We start from the raw sequence: 18,884 nt of genomic DNA, 5'->3' as shown, positions 1-18,884 counted from the left end.
CCGCCTCTGCAAAAGCCTAGAAAGGCTATTTGCGGACTTATTTACATTTTCTGGGGGATGGCCGCGGCCGGGGTGGGTACCCACCCCTGTCATCCGGAGTCCCAAGATCGTCACTCTGAGTGAGATGACGGCCGTTACGGTCACGAACCGTGTGCTGACAAAGAGTCAACCCGCCATTCGTGATGTTTCTTCGCATCTGTACCTTGAAGTACATCTGGCCCATCGGCATAGTGGACGCACCACAGGCGTGCCAGTCGTGGCGGACATTCTCGGGGTAGTGCCGGTTCGCGACTGCCCGGCGGCGCATCATCCGGTGCGCGGAATTGGACATGATGGATGAGTTCGCCCCCGCCGATCCGTACCAAGCTGCTCAGGATTCTCCTGCTTCCGCTGGTCTCCATGGTCGCTCTGTGGGGGTTCATCGCCTACTCCAGCGTTGAGGAGATCGTCACCGTCTCCCAGGCGCAGGACCGCTGGGAGGGCATCGGGTCGCCGGTGCTGCAGCTGATCGTCGAGTTACAGCGGGAGCGCCAGCTCTCGGCGGAGGCGGTGCGCGGCACCGGCTCGTACGACCCGCTGGCCGAGCAGCGCCGGATCACCGACGGCAAGGCCAAGCGCCTGCGCGAGGTGATCAGCGCCCTCGACGTCGGGGCGGCGGACGGGGAGACCCCGGCCCAGGTGCAGGCGCTGCTGCAGGCGCTCGACGGGCTGCAGTCGCTGCGCGATTCGGCCGACGGCGGCGTGCTGGCCCCGCCGCTGACCATCATCGAGGCGTACAACAACCTGATCAGCGTCGCCAACGGGCAGTTCAGCGACCGCGACGCGCTCAGCGACGTCTCGTCCTACCAGGCGGTGCGCGGCATGGCGGCCTACAGCGCCGCGGCCGAGTATCTGGGCCGTGAGCACGCCGTGCTCACCACCACGATCGTGCACCACAAGATGACCCCCAGGGACCGGGCGTCGTTCGTCTCCGCGATGACCAGCCGCCGGCTCGTCTTCGCCAACGCCGAGCGCGACGTCGGCCCCGAACTGCGGGCGAACTACGACCGGCTGATCGCCAGCGCGTCGTTCAAGCGGCTGGTGGACGCGGAGGACCTGCTGTTCGGCTGGGACACCAGCGGCGGCGCGCCGCCCGTGGACCCCACCGTGTGGAAGCGGGACGCCGACGCCATCTTCGGCGCGATCAGCCGCGACACGCAGACGGAGCTGGCCCGCACCGCGGAGGAGGCGCAGTCCCAGAAGTCCGGTGCGTACTGGCGGATCGGCCTGGTCCTGCTCCTGGGGCTGTTCGCGGTGGTGGCGTCGGTGGCGCTGTCGTACCGGTTCGGCCGCTCGCTGATCATCGAGCTCAGCCGGCTGCAGGAGTCGGCCGTGGAGCTGGCCGAGCGGCGGCTGCCCCGGCTGGTCGAGCGGCTGCGCCGCGGCGACGACGTGGACCCGGCCACCGAGGCGCCCGGCCTCGACCGCGCCGACACCGCCGAGGTCGACCGGGTGGTGCACGCCTTCTCCGCCGTACGCCGTACGGCGGTCGAGGCGGCGGTGGGCCAGGCGACCCTGCGCAAGGGCGTCGGCCTGGTCTTCCTCAACCTGGCCCGGCGCAACCAGGCGCTGCTCCACCGCCAGCTCACGCTGCTCGACACCATGGAACGCCGGGTCGAGGAGCCGGAGGTCCTGGAGGACCTGTTCAAGCTCGACCACCTGACCACCCGCATGCGGCGGCACGCCGAGAACCTGATCATCCTGTCCGACTCCGCCCCCGCGCGGCGCTGGCGCGACCCGGTGCCGCTGTTCGACGTCGTACGCGCGGCGGGGCTGGAGGTCGAGGACTACACCCGCGTCACCGTCGTACCGATGCCGAACGCCCCGCTGCTGGTCGGCCCCGCCGTCACCGACGTGATCCACCTGGTCGCCGAGCTGGTGGAGAACGCCACCGTCTTCTCCCCGCCCGACACGACCGTGCACATCCGCAGCATGACCGCGGCCAACGGCTTCGCGCTGGAGGTGGAGGACCGGGGCCTGGGGCTGAACCAGTCCACCCTCGACGAGCTCAACTCCCGGCTGGCCGACCCGCCGGAGTTCGACCTGGCCGACAGCGACCGGCTCGGCCTGTTCGTGGTGTCCAGGCTCGCGGGCCGGCACGGGATCAAGGTCTCGCTGCGCCGCTCGCCGTACGACGGGACCACCGCGATCGTGCTGCTGCCGGCCTCCCTGCTCGTCAACCTCCAGCCCCCGGTCGTCGTCGCGCCCGCCACGGACCGCGTCGCCGCGCACATAGCCAGGCCCATGCGCGCGCTCGGCACCGGGCCCGCCGAGCCCCGGCCCCGCGGGGTGGCCGTCACCCCTGAGCCCTTCCCGCCCCTCGGGCCGGACGCGCCCGCCCGCGCCCCGGAGCGCGGGACCTGGTTCGAGGCCGGGCCCGCGCCGACTCCGATCATCCAGGCCGGGCCAGTGAGTGGGCCTGTGAACGGCTCCGCGAACGGGCTCACGGACGCCTCTCCCAACGGGTCGACGAACGGACTCGCGGGCGGACCTGCGGACGGGCTCGCGAACGGGCTCGCGAACGGGCTCGCGGGCGGACTCGCGGACGGGCTCGTGGACGGGCTCGCGGAGGAACCGGACAGCGGGCCCGCCACTGGACCGATCCGGATTCCGACGCCGGTCCCCGGCCCCGCCACCCCGCCCGGCCCGCCCGCCGACTGGAGCGTCACGGTGCCGGCCGAGGACGCGGACGAAGACCTCGACGGGCTGCCGATGCGGGTACCGCAGGCCAGCCTGGCTCCCCAGCTCCGTTCCGCAAGACGCGCGGACCGGCGCAGCACCTCGGCGCGCTCGCCGGAGGAGCTCGCACAACTCATGTCGTCCATGCAACGCGGCTGGCAGCAAGGCCGTCGCCAGGCGGAGCAGGGACCAGACGTGTGGAACCGAAAGGACGACCATCCCGATGCCCGACCCCAGAAGTGAACTGAGCTGGCTGCTGGACGACCTCACCCAGCGCGTCCCCGGCATCCGGCACGCCATCGTGCTGTCCGCCGACGGGCTGGCCATGGGCGGCTCCCGGAACCTGACCCGCGAGGACGCCGAGCACCTGTCCGCCATCTCCGCCGGCAGCCACAGCCTGGCCATGGGCGCCGGGCGGCACTTCGGCATGGGCGGCGTACGGCAGACGATCATCGAGATGGAGGACGGCTTCCTGTTCGTCACCGCGGCCGGCCAGGGCGCCCGGCTGGCCGTGCTCGCCACGGGCGACGCCGAGCTGGGCATGGTCACGTACGAGATGGCGCTCATGGTCAAGCGGGTCGGCGAGCACCTCTCCGCGCAGCCGAGGGGAGCGGCACCGGCACCCGCCTGGAACGGCGCGAGACAGTGACCGGGGAGGATCCCGGGCCGCTGCTCCGGCTCTTCGGGCTGACCGGGGGCCGGGCGCGCCCGCAGGGCGAGGCGTTCGACCTGGTGGCCATCGTCACGACGGTCGCCGGCACCTACGAGCCAACGGAACTGCTCCCGGAGCATCGCGCCGTGCTGTCGCTGTGCCAGAAGCCCACGCCGGTGGCCGACGTCGCGGCGCACCTCAGGCTGCCGCTCAACATCACCCGGGTGATCCTGAGCGATGTGCGGCGAGAGGGCCTTGTCACCATCGAGCGCCCGCGCCCCGCGGCGCAGACGATCGACGAACGCATCTACAGGGAAGTGCTGCATGGACTACGCAGCCTCTGAGCCGGGGACGACCGCCGTCGCCTCGGCCTTGGCCATCAAGATCCTCATCGCGGGCGGCTTCGGCGTCGGCAAGACCACCTTGGTCGGCACCATCAGCGAGATCCGGCCGCTGCACACCGAGGAACTGCTGAGCGAGCGGGGCATCGGGGTGGACGACACCTCGGGCGTGGAGTCCAAGACCACCACCACGGTCGCGCTCGACTTCGGCCGCATCACCATCCGCGACGGGCTGTGGCTGTACCTGTTCGGCACTCCCGGGCAGGACCGCTTCTGGTTCATGTGGGACGAACTGGCCCTCGGCGCGCTCGGCGCCGTGGTGCTCGCCGACACGCGCCGCCTGGGCGACTGCTTCCCCGCGGTGGACTACTTCGAGCAGCGCGGCGTCCCGTTCGTGGTCGGCGTGAACTGCTTCGAGGGGGCCCGCCGCCACGACCCGGCCAAGGTGCGGCGGGCGCTCGCGCTGAACGAGCGCATCCCGATCGTGCTGTGCGACGTCCGCGACCGCGCGTCGGTCAAGGAGGTGCTCACCACATTGGTGAAGTACGCGGTGGAAGGCGGATGAGCCGGGTTCAGGGGGCCGGCGTGAGTGGCGGGACGGCGTTGCGCGCCCGTTCGAGGGCCTGATCGGGCCACCACTGGCCGGAGGCCGGGGTGACGACGCCGTACACCGGGTCGGCCGGTCCCGGGGTGCCCCGGGTGCACTGGCCGTTGGAGAATCCCGGGCTGTTGAGCCAGAGGAACGCGTCGGCCAGCGGCTTCCCGGTGCCGGCGGACGGCCGGGCGCCCGCACCTCTGCCGGGGGGATTGCACCATTCGTCCGGAACCGGGAAGCGCCCGGCGGGCGGTTGCCACTCGCCGGCCCCGTTCCGGCTCGTGTCGACGACGAAGTGCGGCAGGCCGGGCGCGTCGTCCGGTACGGCGGCCAGGGCCGCGTCGGCGCACGAGGCGCTCCGCGACGCCGCCCTCAGGTAGACGCACCTGGACAGCTTCGCGGCGTACGTGAGCGATCGCGCCGTCGGCCGGTAGCCGACGGCGTTGACGTAGAAGCCGTCGGCGCGCACCGCCCCCGCGTTGACCAGCCGGTCGGCGATCTGCGTGAACGCGGGCCAGCCCGCCAGCCCGCCGTCGAGGTAGACGGCGGTGCGGGCCAGGCCGGTCAGGGTCTCCACGGCGTAGGTGAGATCGGCGTACCGCTGGACGGCGGCGGACTCCCCGCCCTGCGGGCACTCGGGGCTGCCGGGCATCCGCGCCAGGCCGCTGGGCTCCAGGGCGACGACCGCGGGCCGGTTCCCGATGCCCTCGGCCACCGCGTCGATCCACGCCCGGTAGCCCGCGGTGTCGGGAGCGCCGCCGTTCCAGCAGTCACGTCCCGGGATGTTGTTGGTGACGAACACCGGGACGGTCTGCCGGCGTTCGGCCTGGGCGACCGCCTCGCGCGCGGTGCGGGAGACGTCGGCGGGGGAGCCGCCGGCGAGCCAGATCGCCTGGGGGACCTGCGACAGCGCCCGCATGAGAGCGGCGTCGGCCGTCCTGCCCTGCGCCGACCAGGTCCTGGACTGCCGAGCCGCGTCGGTGTCCGGCTGCACGTAGAACCGCACGCCGTCCGCGCGCAGCGGGTTCTCGCCGGGGAGCTTCCGCCACAGCGTGCCCGCCTCTTTCGCGACGGCGGGGTTCACCGCCGGGTTCACCACCGGGGTCACGGCGGGCAGGCCGGGAAACAGGCTGGGGAGCAGGTACGCGCCCGCCGTCGCCACGGCGAGCGCGGCCACCGTGCCGCCGGTCCACGCCCAGCGCCTGGACGTCCCCCGTCGCCGCCCCCTGTGCGCCGGGGCCCCGTGGCTCCGGTCCGGTGTGGTGCGGCCCTTCTCCGCGGCGGGGTGGCCCTGCTCGGGGACGGCGTGGCTCCGGCCCGAGGCGGCGGCGGCCGGGCTCGGCACCCTGGGTTCGTACGGGAACCGGCCGCTCGCCCGGCGTCGTGGAGGGGGCCCGACCGGGACGAGGTCGGGCGAGAGGCGGATCGTCGCGCCCCCGCCGAGCGCGTCCACGAGCTCGGCGGCCGTCGGGCGGGCCGCCGGGTCCTTGCTCAGCGCCCGCGCCACCAGCCGGCCGACCACGCCGCCCAGCTCGGGGAGCACGGGCTCCTCGTGGACCACGCGGTAGAGCACGTCGTGACCCGCCCCCGAGCCGAACGGCGGCCGCCCGCTCGCGGCGAAGGCCATGACACCGCCCCAGGCGAAGACGTCGGAGGCCGGCGACGCCAGCCCGCGCACCTGCTCGGGCGACATGTACGCCGGAGTGCCCATCCTGGTGACGGAGAGGGTCGTGGAGTCGGCGACGAAGGCGAGGCCGAAGTCGATGACCCTCGGGCCCATGGGGGACAGCAGCACGTTCGACGGCTTGAGGTCACGGTGGACGACGCCGGCCGCGTGGATGGCCCACAGCGCCACCGCCGTGCTCATGGCCAGTTCTTCGAGCTCCGAGCCCGACATCGGGCCCCGCTCCACGACCGCGCGGAACAGCGTCGGTCCCGGGACGTACTCGGTGACGACGTACGCCGTCTCGCCGTCCAGGTCGGCCGTGAGCACGGGAGCCGTCGAGAAGGGGGCGACCCGCTGCATGGTCGCGACCTCGCGGCGGAAGCGCCGCCGGAACTCCGGGTCGCCGGCGAGGTGCCGGTGGATGACCTTGATCGCCACGAGCCGCCGCGAACGGCTCTTCGCGAGGTAGACGACGCCCATCCCGCCGGAGCCGAGCCGGCGCACGATGCGGTGGCCGCCGATCCGCCGCGGGTCGTCGCCGGTCCGCCCGTCCACCGCCTCGCCGTGTTTGGTGCCGTTCGCCATCGCCCGCCCATCCCGACCCGACAGTCGACAGGAGGTACGGCCGGGGCGGCACCGGGGTTCAGCTGAACGCGAGCAGGACCTTGCTCGACCGCCGGGCGTCGGCCGCCTCCTCGAACGCCGCCACCGCCGCGCCGAGCCCGAAGACGGACGTGACAATGGGTGCGAACCGCCCGGCGTCCCCGCTCATGATCGACAACGCGGCCGGCATCTCGTGGTAGAAGCGGCTCGACCCCATCAGGGTCAGCTCGCGGGTGACCGCGAGGTGCAGCGGCGCGGTGACCCCGCCCGGGGGCAGGTGCCCCACGTTGACGAGGGTTCCGCCGGGGCGCAGCGCCTCCAGGGCGGAGACGAGCCCGGCCTGGGAGCCGGAGGACTCGATCGCGACGTCGGCGGCGGGGATCGGCTCGCCGAGGTCCGCGCGGACGACGTGGGTCGCGCCCACCTGGAGCGCCAGCCGGAGGGGTTCGCCGAACACGTCGGTCGCCGTGACCGTGGCCGCCCCCGCGCAGGCGGCCAGGGCGGCGCAGAGCAGGCCGATGGGTCCCGCGCCGATCACCAGCACGTCGCGGCCCTCGACGCCGGAGCCCGGCCGGCGCAGGCCGTGGAGCGCCACCGAGGCGGGCTCGGCCAGCGCCGCCGTCCGCAGGTCGAGCCCGTCGGGGATCGGCACGAGGCGGGTCGTGGGTACGACGAGGCGCTCGGCGAACCCGCCGTCCGTGTGCGGCATCCGGGCGGCGCTGCCGAGATAGCGCAGCTCCGCGCAGAGGTTCTGCTCGTCGCGCAGGCAGTGGCCGCAGCGGCCGCACACCTGGGCGGGGTGCACGGCGACGCGGCCGCCCGCCGGCGGACCCGAGCCGTCGGCGGCGGGCTCGGCGACGACCCCGACCACCTCGTGCCCGAGGACCATCGGGGAGCGCAGGACGGACTCGCCCACCCGCCCGCTCCTGTAGTAGTGCAGGTCGGAGCCGCAGATGCCGCCGTAGACGACCGTGACGACGGCTTCGTGCGGTCGCGGCGCCGGGGTGATCCGGGTCTCGATCGTCAGGTGCCCGGGGCCGGTGACGACGAGGGCCTTCGCGTCCATTCAGATCACCGCCGTCATTCCGCCGTCGACGTAGATGACCTGGCCGTTGACGAAGTCGGACGCCGGTGAGGCGAGCCAGATCGCGGGGCCGACGACGTCCTCGACGCGGCCCCAGCGCGCCGCGGGGGTGCGCCGCGTGATCCAGCGGCTGAAGTCGGGGTCGGCGACCAGGGACGCGTTCAGGTCGGTGCCGATGTAGCCGGGGGCCAGGCCGTTGACCTGGATGCCGGCGGACGCCCATTCGGCGCACATCGCCCGGGTGAGCCCGCCGAGCCCGCTCTTCGCGGCCGCGTAGGGGGCGGTGGTGGCGCGCACCAGGTGGTTCTGGACCGAGCAGATGTTGATGATCTTCCCGCTGCCCCGGGGGAGCATGTGGCGCGCGAAGGCGCGGCCGACGAGGAAGCCGCTGGTGAGGTTGACGTCGACCACGCGTTTCCAGTCGTCGACCGGGATCTCGGTCAGGGGGCCGCGGATCTGCACGCCGGCGTTGTTGACGAGGATGTCCGGGCAGCCGTACGCGGTGACGACGGCCTCGCAGGCCTGCTCGACCTGCGCCGGGTCGGCGACGTCGAACGCGTGGACCTGCACGTCGCCGGGCGGCCGGACGGGCGCGAGCTCCTCGCGCAGGGCCGCGGCCGCCGCCTCGAGACGCGCCGGGTCGCGGCCGTTCAGCACGACGCGCGCCCCCGACAGCGCGTAGCCGCGCGCGATGGCATGCCCGATGCCGCGACCCGAGCCGGTGACCAGGGCGAGCCTGCCTGTCAGGTCGAACGCCGGAACGCCTGGAGCGGTCTGGAGGGGCACGTCATCTCTCCCATGCTGGTGCGGATCCGAGAACCTCGACGCGTGACGCGCGGACGAGCGACGCGGCCGCGGCCTCCGCCGCCGCCGGGTCCCCGGCCGCGATGGCCTCGACGACCTGCCCGTGCCGGTCCAGCGAGGCGGCGGTGTCGGCGGTGAAGAACCGGTGGCGGTCGGAGTAGCGGGCGTGCAGGGTGGCGATGAGGGTCTGCACGAGCTGGCTCAGGACCGCGTTGTCCGCGCCCCGCAGGACCGTGCGGTGGAAGCCGGTGTCGGCCGACACGAACGCGGAGCGGCTGCGGCTTTCGTAGGCGTCCCGCATGTCCCGGAGGTGCTCGCGGAGCGTGTCCACGAGGGCTTGCCGGGCGCCCAGCGCCGCGATCCTGGCGGCGGCGGGCTCCAGGGCCTCCCGCAGCGTCAGCAGCTCGCCGAGCTGGGTGTCGGCGTCGGGGCCGTCCGCCCGCCAGGCGATGACCTGCGGGTTGAGCAGCGCCCAGCTCTCCTGGGGCTGGACGGTGGTGCCGACCTTGTGGCGCGGGCGGACCATGCCGAGCACCTCCAGCGAGCGCAGCGCCTCGCGTACGACCGTCCGGGACACCTCGTACTCGGACTCGACGCGCTCGGGGGAGACGATGCCGCCCACGGGGAAGTCACCGTGGGCGATCCGGCGTCCGAGCGCGTCAACGAGCTGCGCGTGCAGGCCACCCGGCCGGGCGCCGGGCCCTCCGAGGCTCGTCATCGGCGGCTCCTTCCACCATCGACAACCCCTCAAAAGTATGATTAAACACATCATATAACGACCTGCCGGGAAGCGATCGTTCGAGGCCGGTGACGGGTACGCGATGTCGCTGGGCAGCGCGAACACCAAGCTCGCCGGCCTCGACGGCTCGCGGCTGGACCTGTACGACGACGACCGGCTCGTCCTGTCCGTCGTCGATCCCACCCTGATCCCCGCCTCCAGCTTCATCGACCTGCAGACCAGCACGGGCCGGGGTCACCGGAGCTGAACAGCGGGTTCGTTACGAGAAATGCTCGCAAATATCAGAACTATGTGTATGGGTATTGGTTTTCTCTGCCTTGGCCACATAAAAGCGTAACCGCAGGTCTATGGGCCACTTCAGTGCTATTCATAACCCCCCTACGCTGTCCCCGTTCCACTTACGGCGAGGGGGATCACGTGCTCGGAATCGACACCTGCCTGGCGGAGGTCATGTCCATACCGGGGGCGCTGGACGCCATGCTGCTCGACCACACCAGCGGCATGGCGGTGGCCTTCAGCAGTGCCTCGGGCGTGGACGCCGACCGGTCGGCCGCCGCGTTGACCGAGGCGCTGCGGGCCACGACCGACGGTCTCGCCCGCGCGTGCCCGGGCGAGGTCGTCCGCATCGACGACATGCTCGTCACGACGGACAAGGGGCACCATCTGCTCAGGCCGCTGGAGACGGTCTTCGAGGGGCCGCTGGTCATCTACGTACGCCTTGACCTGGAACGATCCAACCTGGCCCTGGCGCGCCACCGCCTGCGGTCGGTCTCCAGCCAGCTGACGACGTGAGTCATGACCAGGCTCGACGCACTCCTGGCCGGGCTGGCGCACGAGCGTTCGACGGGCGCGCTCCGGCTCGGGAGGAACGGCACGATCTTCCTCCACGACGGGCGCGTGACGTACATGGAGTGCGCCCAGACCCCGGGCGTCGAGCGCCTGCTCACGGCCCGGGGCCGGATGACGGAGGCGGCGCTGCGCGGGCTCCAGGCGGACGGCGGCTGCGCGCGGCTCCTGGAGGAGGGGCCGCTCACGCCCGGCGAGCTGCAGTTCGCGGTGCTGGGCGCGGTCCTGGACGCGGCCTTCTTCCTGCTGCCGATCAGCGGGACGCGGCCCAAGTTCCGGCCGGGGGAGCGGCACTGGCTGGGCGGGCAGTGGTTCTTCGAGGTGGCGGGGCTGGTGCGGGAGTGCGCGCGGCGGCGGGCGCACCTCGCCGACATCTGGCCGTCCGCGGAGGTGGACACGCTGCCGGTACGGCCGGTGCCGTGGTTGCCCGGGCACGGGGTGACGCTGACCCGGGTCCAGTGGGAGGTGATCGTCGGCGCCGACCACAAGGCCACGCCGCTGGAGCTGGCCAAGCAGCTCGGGCGATCGGGCTACGCGGTGCTGCTGGCGGTCAGGAGGCTGGCGGCCGCGGGCCTGCTCACCCCACCCGACCCGGGCCGGGCCGCTCCCGCCGACAAGCGGCCCAGGCATGCCGAGCCCGCCGGGACCGCCGGGGCCACCGAGCCCGATGAGGTCGCCGACGGTGGTGAAGCGCCTGGAGCCTGGCTGCCGAAGCGAGCGCGGCACCCCTACGAGCGGCCGCCCCACGATCCCGGGGCGGTGGCCCAGCCGCTCGGCCCGCCCGTGACGGGAGACCCGACCGATCTGGCGCTGCTGATGCGGCTCAAGAAGGCGCTCGAGGAGCTGGCGTGAGGTTCCCCGTACTCAGGAGGAGGCCACCGGTGGAGCTGCGGAAAGAGGTTCTGGAGGAAATGACGCTCCTGCGCGAGCGCACACCGGACGTGAGCGGAAGCGTCGCCTGCACCGTGGACGGCATACAGATCGCCTGCGACCTCGAAGGAGACCGCGGCGAGCAGACCGCGGCGCTGTCGGCGGCGCTGCTCGCGATGAGCAGGCGGATGCTGACCATGACCGGCCACGGCGCTCTTGAGGAAACGCTCATCTCGGGCACCGCCGGCTTCGTGGCCTTCTACGCCGCCGGCCCCACCATCGTCCTCACAGTCCTGGCCAAGCCCGGCGCGAACGTCGGGCTGCTGCGGCTGGAGGGCAGGAAGACGGCCGCCGGAGTGGCCGCCGTCGCAGCACGTAGGCACTGAACCGTCCCCTGTCAGAAAGGGAGAGAACAATGGCCAGCATGGACGTCTCGCTCAAGGAGATGATGACGATCGACGGCGCCATCGGTGCGGCGATCGTCGATCACGGGAGCGGCATGGCGCTGGGCACCCTCGGCGGCTCCAAGGACCTGGACCTGCAGGTCGCCGCCGCGGGCAACACAGAGGTGGTCAAGGCCAAGCTCCGCACGATGGACTCGCTCGGTCTCAAGGACAGCATCGAGGACATCCTCATCACGCTCGGCGGCCAGTACCACATCATCCGGCCGATCACGGGGCGCGGAGGGAAGGGGCTGTTCCTCTACCTGGCGCTCGACCGTGGACGCGCCAACCTGGCCATGTCCCGGCACCAGCTCCGGGGCATCGAGGAGAAACTGGAGGTCTGACCCCGGCCCTCGGGTGGCCCGCCCCCGCTCAACCGCGGGCCACCCACCCTTCCTCTCCACCGCGCCGCCCCACCGCGCCGCGGCCGGCCGGTGAGGGGGAGGTCGGTCGTACGGACCGAGACGAGGGTGGCGGCGGCGGTCGCGAGCCGCAGCCGGATGCCGTATTGAAACGGGTTGCAGTTGGTCTTTAGGCTGAGCGCATGATCCTGGACCGCTTCCAGATCGGCGGCGCCGCGGCCGTGGTCACCGGCGCGGGCCGGGGCATCGGCGCGGCCACCGCCGTCGCCCTCGCCCAGGCCGGCGCCGACGTCGCGATCTGCGCCCGCACCGAGGACCAGCTCCACGCCATCGCCGAGCAGGTGAAACAGGCTGGGAGGCGGGTCCTGGTCGTCCCCGCCGACCTGACGCTCCCGGGCACCGCGGAGGAGCTCGCGGAGCGGGCCGCGGCCGCGTTCGGCCGCCTGGACGTCGTCGTCAACAACGTGGGCGGTGCGATGCCCCGCGCCTTCCTCGACACGAAACGGAAGCATCTCGAGAACGCGTTCCAGTTCAACGTCGGCGTGGCGCACGAGCTGACCAGGGCCGCCGTCCCGCACCTGCTGAAGGCGGGCGGTGGCGCGGTCGTGAACGTCTCCTCCGCCGTGGGCCGCGTGGCGGGCCGCGGCTACCTGGCCTACGGCACCGCCAAGGCGGCCCTGGCGCACTACACCCGGCTGGCCGCGCTCGACCTGGCCCCCGCCGTCCGGGTCAACGCGGTCGCCGTCGGCGCGGTCGCCACCTCCGCGCTCGACATCGTCATGAACGACGAGGGCCTGCGCGCCCAGATGGAGCAGGCCACGCCGCTGCGGCGGATCGGCGAGCCGGAGGACGTGGCGGCCGCCGTGCTCTACCTGGTCTCCCCGGCCGCCCGTTACGTGACGGGCAAGGTGCTCGAAGTGGACGGCGGGATCGACCGGCCCAACCTCGACCTGGGGCTGCCCGACCTGTCATGACTTGGTGAGGACGTGGGCGCGGCCGGGGTCGATCGCGACGGTCACGTTCGTGCCCTCGGCCGGCAGGCCCTGCGGATCCGGCCCCGGCACGGTCACCAGCAGGGTGCCCGAGGCGGTCTCCACCTCGTAGTCCACGCTGTGCCCGTGGAAGGCGGCCCGCGGCACCGAGCCGGTCCCGCCCTCGGCGGCCGGCCGGAGCGACAGCGTCTCCGGCCGGACCATCGACTACTACACGCGCCTGGAGCGCGGCAAGGAGACCCGGCCCAGCCCGTCCGTGGTCGACGCGCTCGCCCGGCCCTCCTGCTGGACGAGCGCGAGCACCTGCGGGACCTTGCCGCGTGCGCCGCCCGCCCCGCGCCCGAACCGTCGTCCCCGCCCAGCAGGTCGGTGCCGTCCGGGATCAAGCTGCTGCTGGAGAGCCTGCGGCCCAACCCCGCGAACGTGGTCAGCCGCACCATGGACGTGCTCGCCTGCAACCCGAGCGGGATGCGGCTGTTCGCCGGGATGGAGAAGTGGCCGATCACGCAGCGCAACGTGGTCCGCTACGTCTTCCTCCACCCCGACGCCCCGGACCTGTTCGACGACTGGGACGAGCAGATCCGGGCCTGCGTCGGCCGCCTGCGCGCGCTGGCCGGCACCGAGCCGGACGCCCCCGACCTGGCCGAACTGGTGGACGAACTGCTGTCCAAGAGCCCGGAGTTCGCCCGCCTGTGGGAGCGTTACGACGTGCGGGCGCACACTCAGGGCCGCAAGACCTTCCACCACCCGGACGTCGGCGATCTCACCCTCGGCTGCCAGTCCATGCAGCTGGAGGGCACCCCGGCCACCGCCTGGTCGCCTACTACGCCGAGCCCGGCACGTCCGAGTACGACGCGATGGTCCTGCTGGACCTGGCCGCCTCCGAGCACGCCTCGAAGCCCGCCGCGGACCACCGCCACCCGTGACGGACGGCATCAGTTCGTGACCCCGGATTCGTAGAACCGGGTCGTGACCCGGCGGAGCTTCCTGGGCGCGCCGGGCGGGTACGGCTCACGGGTGTGCAGCAGGGTCTGGTTGTCGGCGATCACGACGTCGCCGGCCTGCCAGCGGTGGGCGTACATGTGCCGGGGGTCGTAGAGCGCCCGGCGGATCCCCTCGATGATCCGCGCGGCGTCGTGGCCCGCCGGCGGGCGCGGCAGCGTGGTGGTGGTCGGGTTGATGATGACGACGTCCTCGGGAACGGGCTCGGAGAACCTCAGGGTCGGATGGCCGAGACGCGGATGGGGCACGACGAGCGGCACCTCGCGCGTCACCACCCCGCCGCCGGCGGTGGGCCGTTCATAGCGGAACGTCAGGCCCTCCCACAGCGCCCGCGTCTCCGGGTCGGCGCCGGCCAGGACCAGCGTCGTGTCGCAGAACAGCGTCGCCCCGCCCACGGCCGGGTCGGTGGCCCGCAGGCACTGGAAGATCTGCAGGTCGGGCGCGCTCCCGGCGTTCATGTAGAGGCCGTCCCAGTGGATCGGCATGAACCCCGTCTCGAAGAGGTGATCCTCCGGCTCGGCGTGCGCCTCCACGTAGAACGTCCGGCTGCCGTTCCACGCCACCGGCTCGCCCAGCCCACCGGCGAACTCCTCGAACTCCTCGTCGGTCGCGGCCCCCGTGAAGCCCCGCAGGACGACCAGGTGATGCTCGGCGACCAGGTCCAGCAGCCGCTCCGGCGGCAGGCCGGCGAGCCGGGCGTCCCCGCCGCCCAGCAGCCGCGCGCCGAACGGCTCCTGCCGGCGGACGTCGAAGGTCGCATCGGACGGGGGTGAGACGGACATCGACGCGCCTGCCTTCGGTGGTCTCCGGTAGTACGTTCGCCGGATCAATACCCCCGCACGCAGGCTCTCATTTACGGAGAGTGATATACCGTTACGTTCGGCAATCTTTCGTGGTCGGTGAGGAGTGCGATGAGTTCCGCGCCCGAGGTCGTCCCGCCGTCGGCCGTGGTGGTCTTCTCCGGCGGGCTGGACTCCACGGTGCTGGCCGCCCACTACCGCGCGACCCACCGTCTGCTGCTGATCTCCTTCGACTACGGCCAGCGCAACGGCCCGCGGGAGCTGGCGGCCGCCCGGGAGGTGGCGGCCCACCTGGAGGCCGAGCACCACACGATCACGATCACCGGTCTCGGCCCCCTGCTGACCGGCTGCTCGCTCACCGACCGGGCCCAGGACGTGCCGACCCTCGTGCCCACCGGCGCCGCCCTGCGCTCCGTCACCATCCCCAACCGCAACGCCTTCATAGCCGACATGGCCGTGGCCGTCGCGACGGCCCGCCGCGCCGACGTGGTGGCGCTCGGCATCCACCGCACCCCGGAGGGCCATCCGATGCCCGACGGCAGGCCCGACTTCTTCGACGCCTACCGCGAGATGATCCGCCTCGGCGGCCGCGGGTTCCACCTTCCCCGTGTCGAGACGCCTTTCCTCGGCATGCTCAAGGAGGACGTCGTCGCCTACGGCCTGCGCCTGGACGCGCCGATGGGCAGGAGCTGGACCTGCTACCTCGACGGCCCGGTTCACTGCGGCGTGTGCCTGGCGTGCGTGTCACGCAGGGACGCCTTCTCGCTGAGCGGAGCGCCCGACCCGACCGTCTACGAAGGCGAGGCCCGTGATGACGCATCAGATCTGCGTACGGCATAACTTCGAGACCGCGCACCGGCTCCCGCACCTGGCGGGCAAGTGCGTGAACCTGCACGGCCACTCCTGGTGGGCCGAGGTCACGGTGCGGGCGGCCTGCTTGAGTGACGAGCAGACCGTGGTGGAGTTCGGCGCGTTCAAGAAGGCTCTGCGGGCTTTCGTCGACGAGCACCTCGACCATGGCGCCATGCTGGGGATCGACGACCCGCTGGCCTCGCTCCTGGTGGCCCATGGCAGCAAGGTCTACCTGTTCGGCGAGCACCCGTACGCCAGGGATCTGCCGTATCCCACGGTCGAGGCGGTGGCGGTGATGCTCGGCAGGGCCGCGCAGAGCCTGCTGGCCGGCCTGCCGCACGCCGCGGGCGCCGCCGTGGCCAGGGTGAAGGTGACCGAGACGCACGTCAACGCCGCGGAGTTCCGGCCGCAGGCCGGCGCGACGCCCGCCACCCGGCCGCCGGTCGCCGACACGGTCAGCCGCCGTCCTCGTCCGGGCGGCCACGGCTGAGCCCAGCGTGGCCCACCGGCACTGTCCCTTCGACTGGGTCCACCGCGATGCGCACGTCCCTCTCCATGACACAGCGCCGAGGGCGTGGGCCTGCGCGCTTGGGTGAAGATCGCCGGCTCGGCTCGGTCATCGTGGTCAGGGGCCGGAGTGGAGGCCTGCGCTTCGGGCAGCCCGCCCGTCGCCGGGTGATAGCGCGGTGGCTCGGTCGTCGCGGTCAGGGGTCGGGGACGGACTGCGCCCGCGTCCCGTGGTGGGGCGTGCGGTGGGCTCCCGACGCCGGGTCCGGCCTGGTCATCGTGGGTCGGAGCCGGGTGGCGGCTTGTCGTCGAGGCATGCCCCCGTCAGTCGGAGCGGCGGGGCCGTGTGGGTGGAGTCGTGGTGTTGAAGTTGACGACGACTAGGAGGGTGTGCGATCCTAAGGCGGGAGAGAGGTTGACATCAACATTAAATGTTGCCATCCATGTCCCTCTCGGTTTATGCTGCCATTCCGCGCTGCCTTTCGACGCCTCATGTCCCGGTGACTGCCGGGCGCTCGGCATGCGCGCATTCAGTCCCGCCGTCAGCTCCCGGAAGGACATCTGTTGGCAGCCTCGCGCAACGCCTCCGCCGTACCCGCTGGTCCCCGTCGCGTGTCTTTCGCGCGCATCCAGGAGCCCCTCGAAGTTCCTGACCTTCTCGCTCTGCAGACCGAGTCGTTCGACTGGCTGCTCGGAAACGAGAGGTGGAAGGCCCGGGTAGAGGCGGCTCGCCAGGCCGGGCGCAAGGACGTCCCGGCTCAGTCGGGCCTCGAAGAGATCTTCGAAGAGATCAGTCCGATCGAGGACTTCTCGGGGACCATGTCCTTGTCGTTCCGCGACCACCGATTCGAGCCGCCGAAGTACTCAGTGGATGAGTGCAAAGACAAGGACATGACCTTCTCCGCCCCGATGTTCGTGACGGCGGAGTTCATCAATAACACCACCGGTGAGATCAAGAGCCAGACGGTGTTCATGGGCGATTTCCCGCTCATGACGCCGAAGGGCACGTTCATCATCAACGGCACCGAGCGTGTCGTGGTCTCGCAGCTGGTCCGTTCGCCCGGTGTCTACTTCGAACGCAATGTGGACAAGACGTCCGACAAGGACCTGTTCGGCTGCAGGGTCATCCCGTCGCGGGGTGCCTGGCTGGAGTTCGAGATCGACAAGCGCGACAGCGTCGGTGTGCGCATCGACCGCAAGCGCAAGCAGGCCGTCACGGTGCTGCTCAAGGCGCTGGGCTGGACCAGCGAGCAGATCCTCGAGAAGTTCGGCCAGTACGAGTCGATGCGGGCCACCCTGGAGAAGGACCACACGGCCGGCCAGGATGACGCGCTGCTCGACATCTACCGCAAGCTGCGGCCGGGTGAGCCGCCGACCAAGGAGTCGGCGCAGACCCTGTTGCAGAACCTCTACTTCAACCCCAAGCGGTACGACCTGGCCAAGGTCGGTCGCTACAAGGTCAACAAGAAGCTCGGCTCGGACACCGACATCAACGTCACCGTCCTGACTGAGGAAGACATCGTGGCGATGGTCGAATACCTGGTGCGGCTGCACGCCGGTGCGGAGCCAGCGGACCGGCCGCTGGAGACCGACGACATCGACCACTTCGGCAACCGGCGGATCCGTAACGTCGGCGAGCTCATCCAGAACCAGGTCCGCCTGGGCCTGGCCCGCATGGAGCGCGTCGTTCGCGAGCGCATGACCACGCAGGACGTCGAGGCGATCACGCCGCAGACCCTGATCAACATCCGCCCGGTCGTGGCGTCCATGAAGGAGTTCTTCGGCACCTCGCAGCTGTCGCAGTTCATGGACCAGACCAACCCCCTGTCCGGCCTGACGCACAAGCGGCGGCTGAACGCCCTGGGCCCCGGTGGTCTGTCCCGTGAGCGGGCCGGCTTCGAGGTCCGCGACGTGCACCCGTCCCACTACGGCCGGATGTGCCCGATCGAGACCCCTGAAGGCCCCAACATCGGCCTCATCGGCTACCTCGCCTGTTTCGGCCGGCTCAACGCCTTCGGCTTCATCGAGACTCCCTACCGCAAGGTCGTCGACGGCAAGGTCACCGAGCAGATCGACTACCTCACGGCCGACGAGGAAGACCGCTACGTCAAGGCGCAGGCCAACACGGTGCTCCACCCCGACGGCTCGTTCGCCGAGCCTCGCGTCCTGGTCCGTACCAAGGGCGGCGAGACCGAGCTCATGCGGGCCGAGGAGGTCGACTACATCGACGTGTCGCCGCGCCAGATGGTGTCGGTGGCCACGGCCATGATCCCGTTCCTGGAGCACGACGACGCCAACCGGGCGCTCATGGGCGCGAACATGATGCGCCAGTCGGTGCCGCTGCTGAAGAGCGAGTCGCCGCTGGTCGGCACCGGCATGGAATACCGTGCCGCCACCGACGCCGGCGACGTCATCAGCGCCGGGAAGGCCGGCGTGGTCGAGGAGGTCTCCGCCGACTACATCACGATCTCGAACGACGACGGCACCAGCACGACACATCGGCTGGCGACCTTCGACCGCTCCAACCAGGGCACGAGCTTCAACCAGAAGCCCATCATCGCCGAGGGCGACCGGGTCGAGGTCAACCAGGTCATCGCCGACGGCCCCTGCACCGACCAGGGCGAGATGGCGCTGGGCAAGAACCTCCTGGTGGCGTTCATGCCGTGGGAGGGCCACAACTACGAAGACGCGATCATCATCTCGCAACGGCTGGTGCAGGACGACGTGCTGTCCTCGATCCACATCGAGGAGCACGAGGTCGACGCCCGTGACACCAAGCTGGGCCCCGAGGAGATCACCCGGGACATCCCGAACGTCTCCGAGGAGGTCCTGGCCGACCTGGACGAGCGCGGCGTCATCCGTATCGGCGCCGAGGTCACGCAGGGCGACATCCTCGTCGGCAAGGTCACCCCGAAGGGTGAGACCGAGCTGACGCCGGAGGAGCGGCTGCTGCGCGCGATCTTCGGTGAGAAGGCCCGCGAAGTCCGCGACACCTCGCTGAAGGTGCC

20 protein-coding genes are annotated in these 18,884 nt (G+C 71.7%); 14 read left to right on the top strand and 6 right to left on the bottom strand.

Annotation, left to right across the window (positions count from 1 at the left end):
* The first annotated feature begins 336 nt into the window (after window positions 1-336).
* The 4 genes from ABZX61_RS60750 to ABZX61_RS60735 are packed head-to-tail and all read left to right on the top strand — an operon-like array spanning window position 337 to window position 4,276.
* On the top strand, window positions 337-2,961 hold the full coding sequence (locus tag ABZX61_RS60750) for a nitrate- and nitrite sensing domain-containing protein (RefSeq protein ID WP_355211104.1): 2,625 nt from the start codon (window positions 337-339) through the stop codon (window positions 2,959-2,961).
* Window positions 2,942-3,367, top strand: coding sequence for a roadblock/LC7 domain-containing protein (locus ABZX61_RS60745; RefSeq protein WP_185072493.1), 426 nt, complete (start codon window positions 2,942-2,944; stop codon window positions 3,365-3,367). Before ABZX61_RS60750 ends, ABZX61_RS60745 begins: the two co-directional genes overlap by 20 nt.
* Window positions 3,364-3,714, top strand: coding sequence for a DUF742 domain-containing protein (locus ABZX61_RS60740; RefSeq protein ID WP_350740993.1), 351 nt, complete (start codon window positions 3,364-3,366; stop codon window positions 3,712-3,714). The genes ABZX61_RS60745 and ABZX61_RS60740 overlap by 4 nt, the downstream gene beginning before the upstream one ends.
* The gene (locus ABZX61_RS60735; RefSeq protein WP_350740995.1) at window positions 3,695-4,276 is read left to right on the top strand and encodes an ATP/GTP-binding protein; all 582 of its coding nucleotides are present in this window, start codon (window positions 3,695-3,697) and stop codon (window positions 4,274-4,276) included. The genes ABZX61_RS60740 and ABZX61_RS60735 overlap by 20 nt, the downstream gene beginning before the upstream one ends.
* Window positions 4,277-4,283: 7 nt before the next feature.
* On the opposite strand, the gene ABZX61_RS60730 is transcribed toward ABZX61_RS60735, so the two are convergent.
* The 4 genes from ABZX61_RS60730 to ABZX61_RS60715 are packed head-to-tail and all read right to left on the bottom strand — an operon-like array spanning window position 4,284 to window position 9,181.
* Window positions 4,284-6,557: a glycoside hydrolase family 6 protein gene (locus ABZX61_RS60730; protein ID WP_355211100.1), complete on the bottom strand. Its 2,274-nt coding sequence runs from the start codon at window positions 6,555-6,557 to the stop codon at window positions 4,284-4,286.
* Window positions 6,558-6,615: 58 nt separating this feature from the next.
* On the bottom strand, window positions 6,616-7,641 hold the full coding sequence (locus ABZX61_RS60725; protein WP_355211097.1) for an alcohol dehydrogenase catalytic domain-containing protein: 1,026 nt from the start codon (window positions 7,639-7,641) through the stop codon (window positions 6,616-6,618).
* Window positions 7,642-8,445, bottom strand: a complete 804-nt coding sequence (locus tag ABZX61_RS60720) for an SDR family oxidoreductase (protein ID WP_355211094.1) — start codon at window positions 8,443-8,445, stop codon at window positions 7,642-7,644. It abuts the gene before it with no gap.
* Between the two features lies 1 nt (window position 8,446).
* Complete coding sequence (locus tag ABZX61_RS60715) at window positions 8,447-9,181, bottom strand: FCD domain-containing protein (protein ID WP_355211091.1); 735 nt, start codon at window positions 9,179-9,181, stop codon at window positions 8,447-8,449.
* Window positions 9,182-9,284: 103 nt separating this feature from the next.
* On the opposite strand from ABZX61_RS60715, the gene ABZX61_RS60710 reads away from it, so the two are divergent.
* The 6 genes from ABZX61_RS60710 to ABZX61_RS60685 all read left to right on the top strand — a co-directional run bounded on the left by ABZX61_RS60710 (window position 9,285) and on the right by ABZX61_RS60685 (window position 12,697).
* Window positions 9,285-9,449 carry a hypothetical protein gene (locus tag ABZX61_RS60710; RefSeq protein WP_355211089.1) on the top strand — a complete coding sequence of 55 codons (165 nt, stop codon included), beginning with the start codon at window positions 9,285-9,287 and terminating at the stop codon, window positions 9,447-9,449.
* 170 nt (window positions 9,450-9,619) lie between these two features.
* On the top strand, window positions 9,620-9,994 hold the full coding sequence (locus ABZX61_RS60705; protein WP_319719198.1) for a roadblock/LC7 domain-containing protein: 375 nt from the start codon (window positions 9,620-9,622) through the stop codon (window positions 9,992-9,994).
* A 3-nt stretch (window positions 9,995-9,997) separates the two neighbouring features.
* Window positions 9,998-10,900 (top strand): hypothetical protein, encoded by a 903-nt coding sequence (locus ABZX61_RS60700; RefSeq protein WP_355211086.1) that lies wholly within the window; start codon window positions 9,998-10,000, stop codon window positions 10,898-10,900.
* Between the two features lie 29 nt (window positions 10,901-10,929).
* A complete protein-coding gene (locus ABZX61_RS60695; protein WP_350741003.1) occupies window positions 10,930-11,304 on the top strand; it encodes a roadblock/LC7 domain-containing protein in 375 nt (124 codons plus the stop codon).
* Between the two features lie 29 nt (window positions 11,305-11,333).
* Window positions 11,334-11,705 (top strand): hypothetical protein, encoded by a 372-nt coding sequence (locus ABZX61_RS60690; protein WP_350741005.1) that lies wholly within the window; start codon window positions 11,334-11,336, stop codon window positions 11,703-11,705.
* A gap of 200 nt (window positions 11,706-11,905) precedes the next feature.
* Window positions 11,906-12,697, top strand: coding sequence for an SDR family oxidoreductase (locus tag ABZX61_RS60685; protein ID WP_355211081.1), 792 nt, complete (start codon window positions 11,906-11,908; stop codon window positions 12,695-12,697).
* Here the strand turns inward: ABZX61_RS60685 and ABZX61_RS60680 are convergent.
* On the bottom strand, window positions 12,692-12,919 hold the full coding sequence (locus tag ABZX61_RS60680; protein ID WP_355211078.1) for a TOBE domain-containing protein: 228 nt from the start codon (window positions 12,917-12,919) through the stop codon (window positions 12,692-12,694). The two genes, ABZX61_RS60685 and ABZX61_RS60680, sit on opposite strands and share 6 nt — an antisense overlap.
* Window positions 12,920-13,084: 165 nt before the next feature.
* Between ABZX61_RS60680 and ABZX61_RS60675 the strand changes: the two genes are divergently transcribed.
* Complete coding sequence (locus ABZX61_RS60675) at window positions 13,085-13,675, top strand: hypothetical protein (RefSeq protein ID WP_355211075.1); 591 nt, start codon at window positions 13,085-13,087, stop codon at window positions 13,673-13,675.
* Here the strand turns inward: ABZX61_RS60675 and ABZX61_RS60670 are convergent.
* Window positions 13,651-14,499 (bottom strand): TauD/TfdA family dioxygenase, encoded by an 849-nt coding sequence (locus tag ABZX61_RS60670; RefSeq protein WP_355211072.1) that lies wholly within the window; start codon window positions 14,497-14,499, stop codon window positions 13,651-13,653. The genes ABZX61_RS60675 and ABZX61_RS60670 overlap by 25 nt on opposite strands.
* Window positions 14,500-14,616: 117 nt before the next feature.
* Here ABZX61_RS60670 and ABZX61_RS60665 point away from each other — a divergent pair, with 117 nt between their 5' ends.
* The 3 genes from ABZX61_RS60665 to rpoB all read left to right on the top strand — a co-directional run.
* The gene (locus tag ABZX61_RS60665; RefSeq protein ID WP_355211069.1) at window positions 14,617-15,357 is read left to right on the top strand and encodes a 7-cyano-7-deazaguanine synthase; all 741 of its coding nucleotides are present in this window, start codon (window positions 14,617-14,619) and stop codon (window positions 15,355-15,357) included.
* Window positions 15,329-15,859, top strand: coding sequence for a 6-carboxytetrahydropterin synthase (locus ABZX61_RS60660; RefSeq protein WP_355211228.1), 531 nt, complete (start codon window positions 15,329-15,331; stop codon window positions 15,857-15,859). The genes ABZX61_RS60665 and ABZX61_RS60660 overlap by 29 nt, the downstream gene beginning before the upstream one ends.
* A 581-nt stretch (window positions 15,860-16,440) precedes the next feature.
* Window positions 16,441-18,884: DNA-directed RNA polymerase subunit beta (gene rpoB / locus ABZX61_RS60655; protein WP_355211066.1), on the top strand; the 2,444-nt coding region annotated here is incomplete at its 3' end.

The organism is Nonomuraea sp. NPDC003709 (assembly GCF_040610775.1).
Classification (GTDB): Bacteria; Actinomycetota; Actinomycetes; order Streptosporangiales; family Streptosporangiaceae; genus Nonomuraea; species Nonomuraea angiospora_A.
This window is presented reverse-complemented; position numbering and strand designations above follow the sequence as displayed.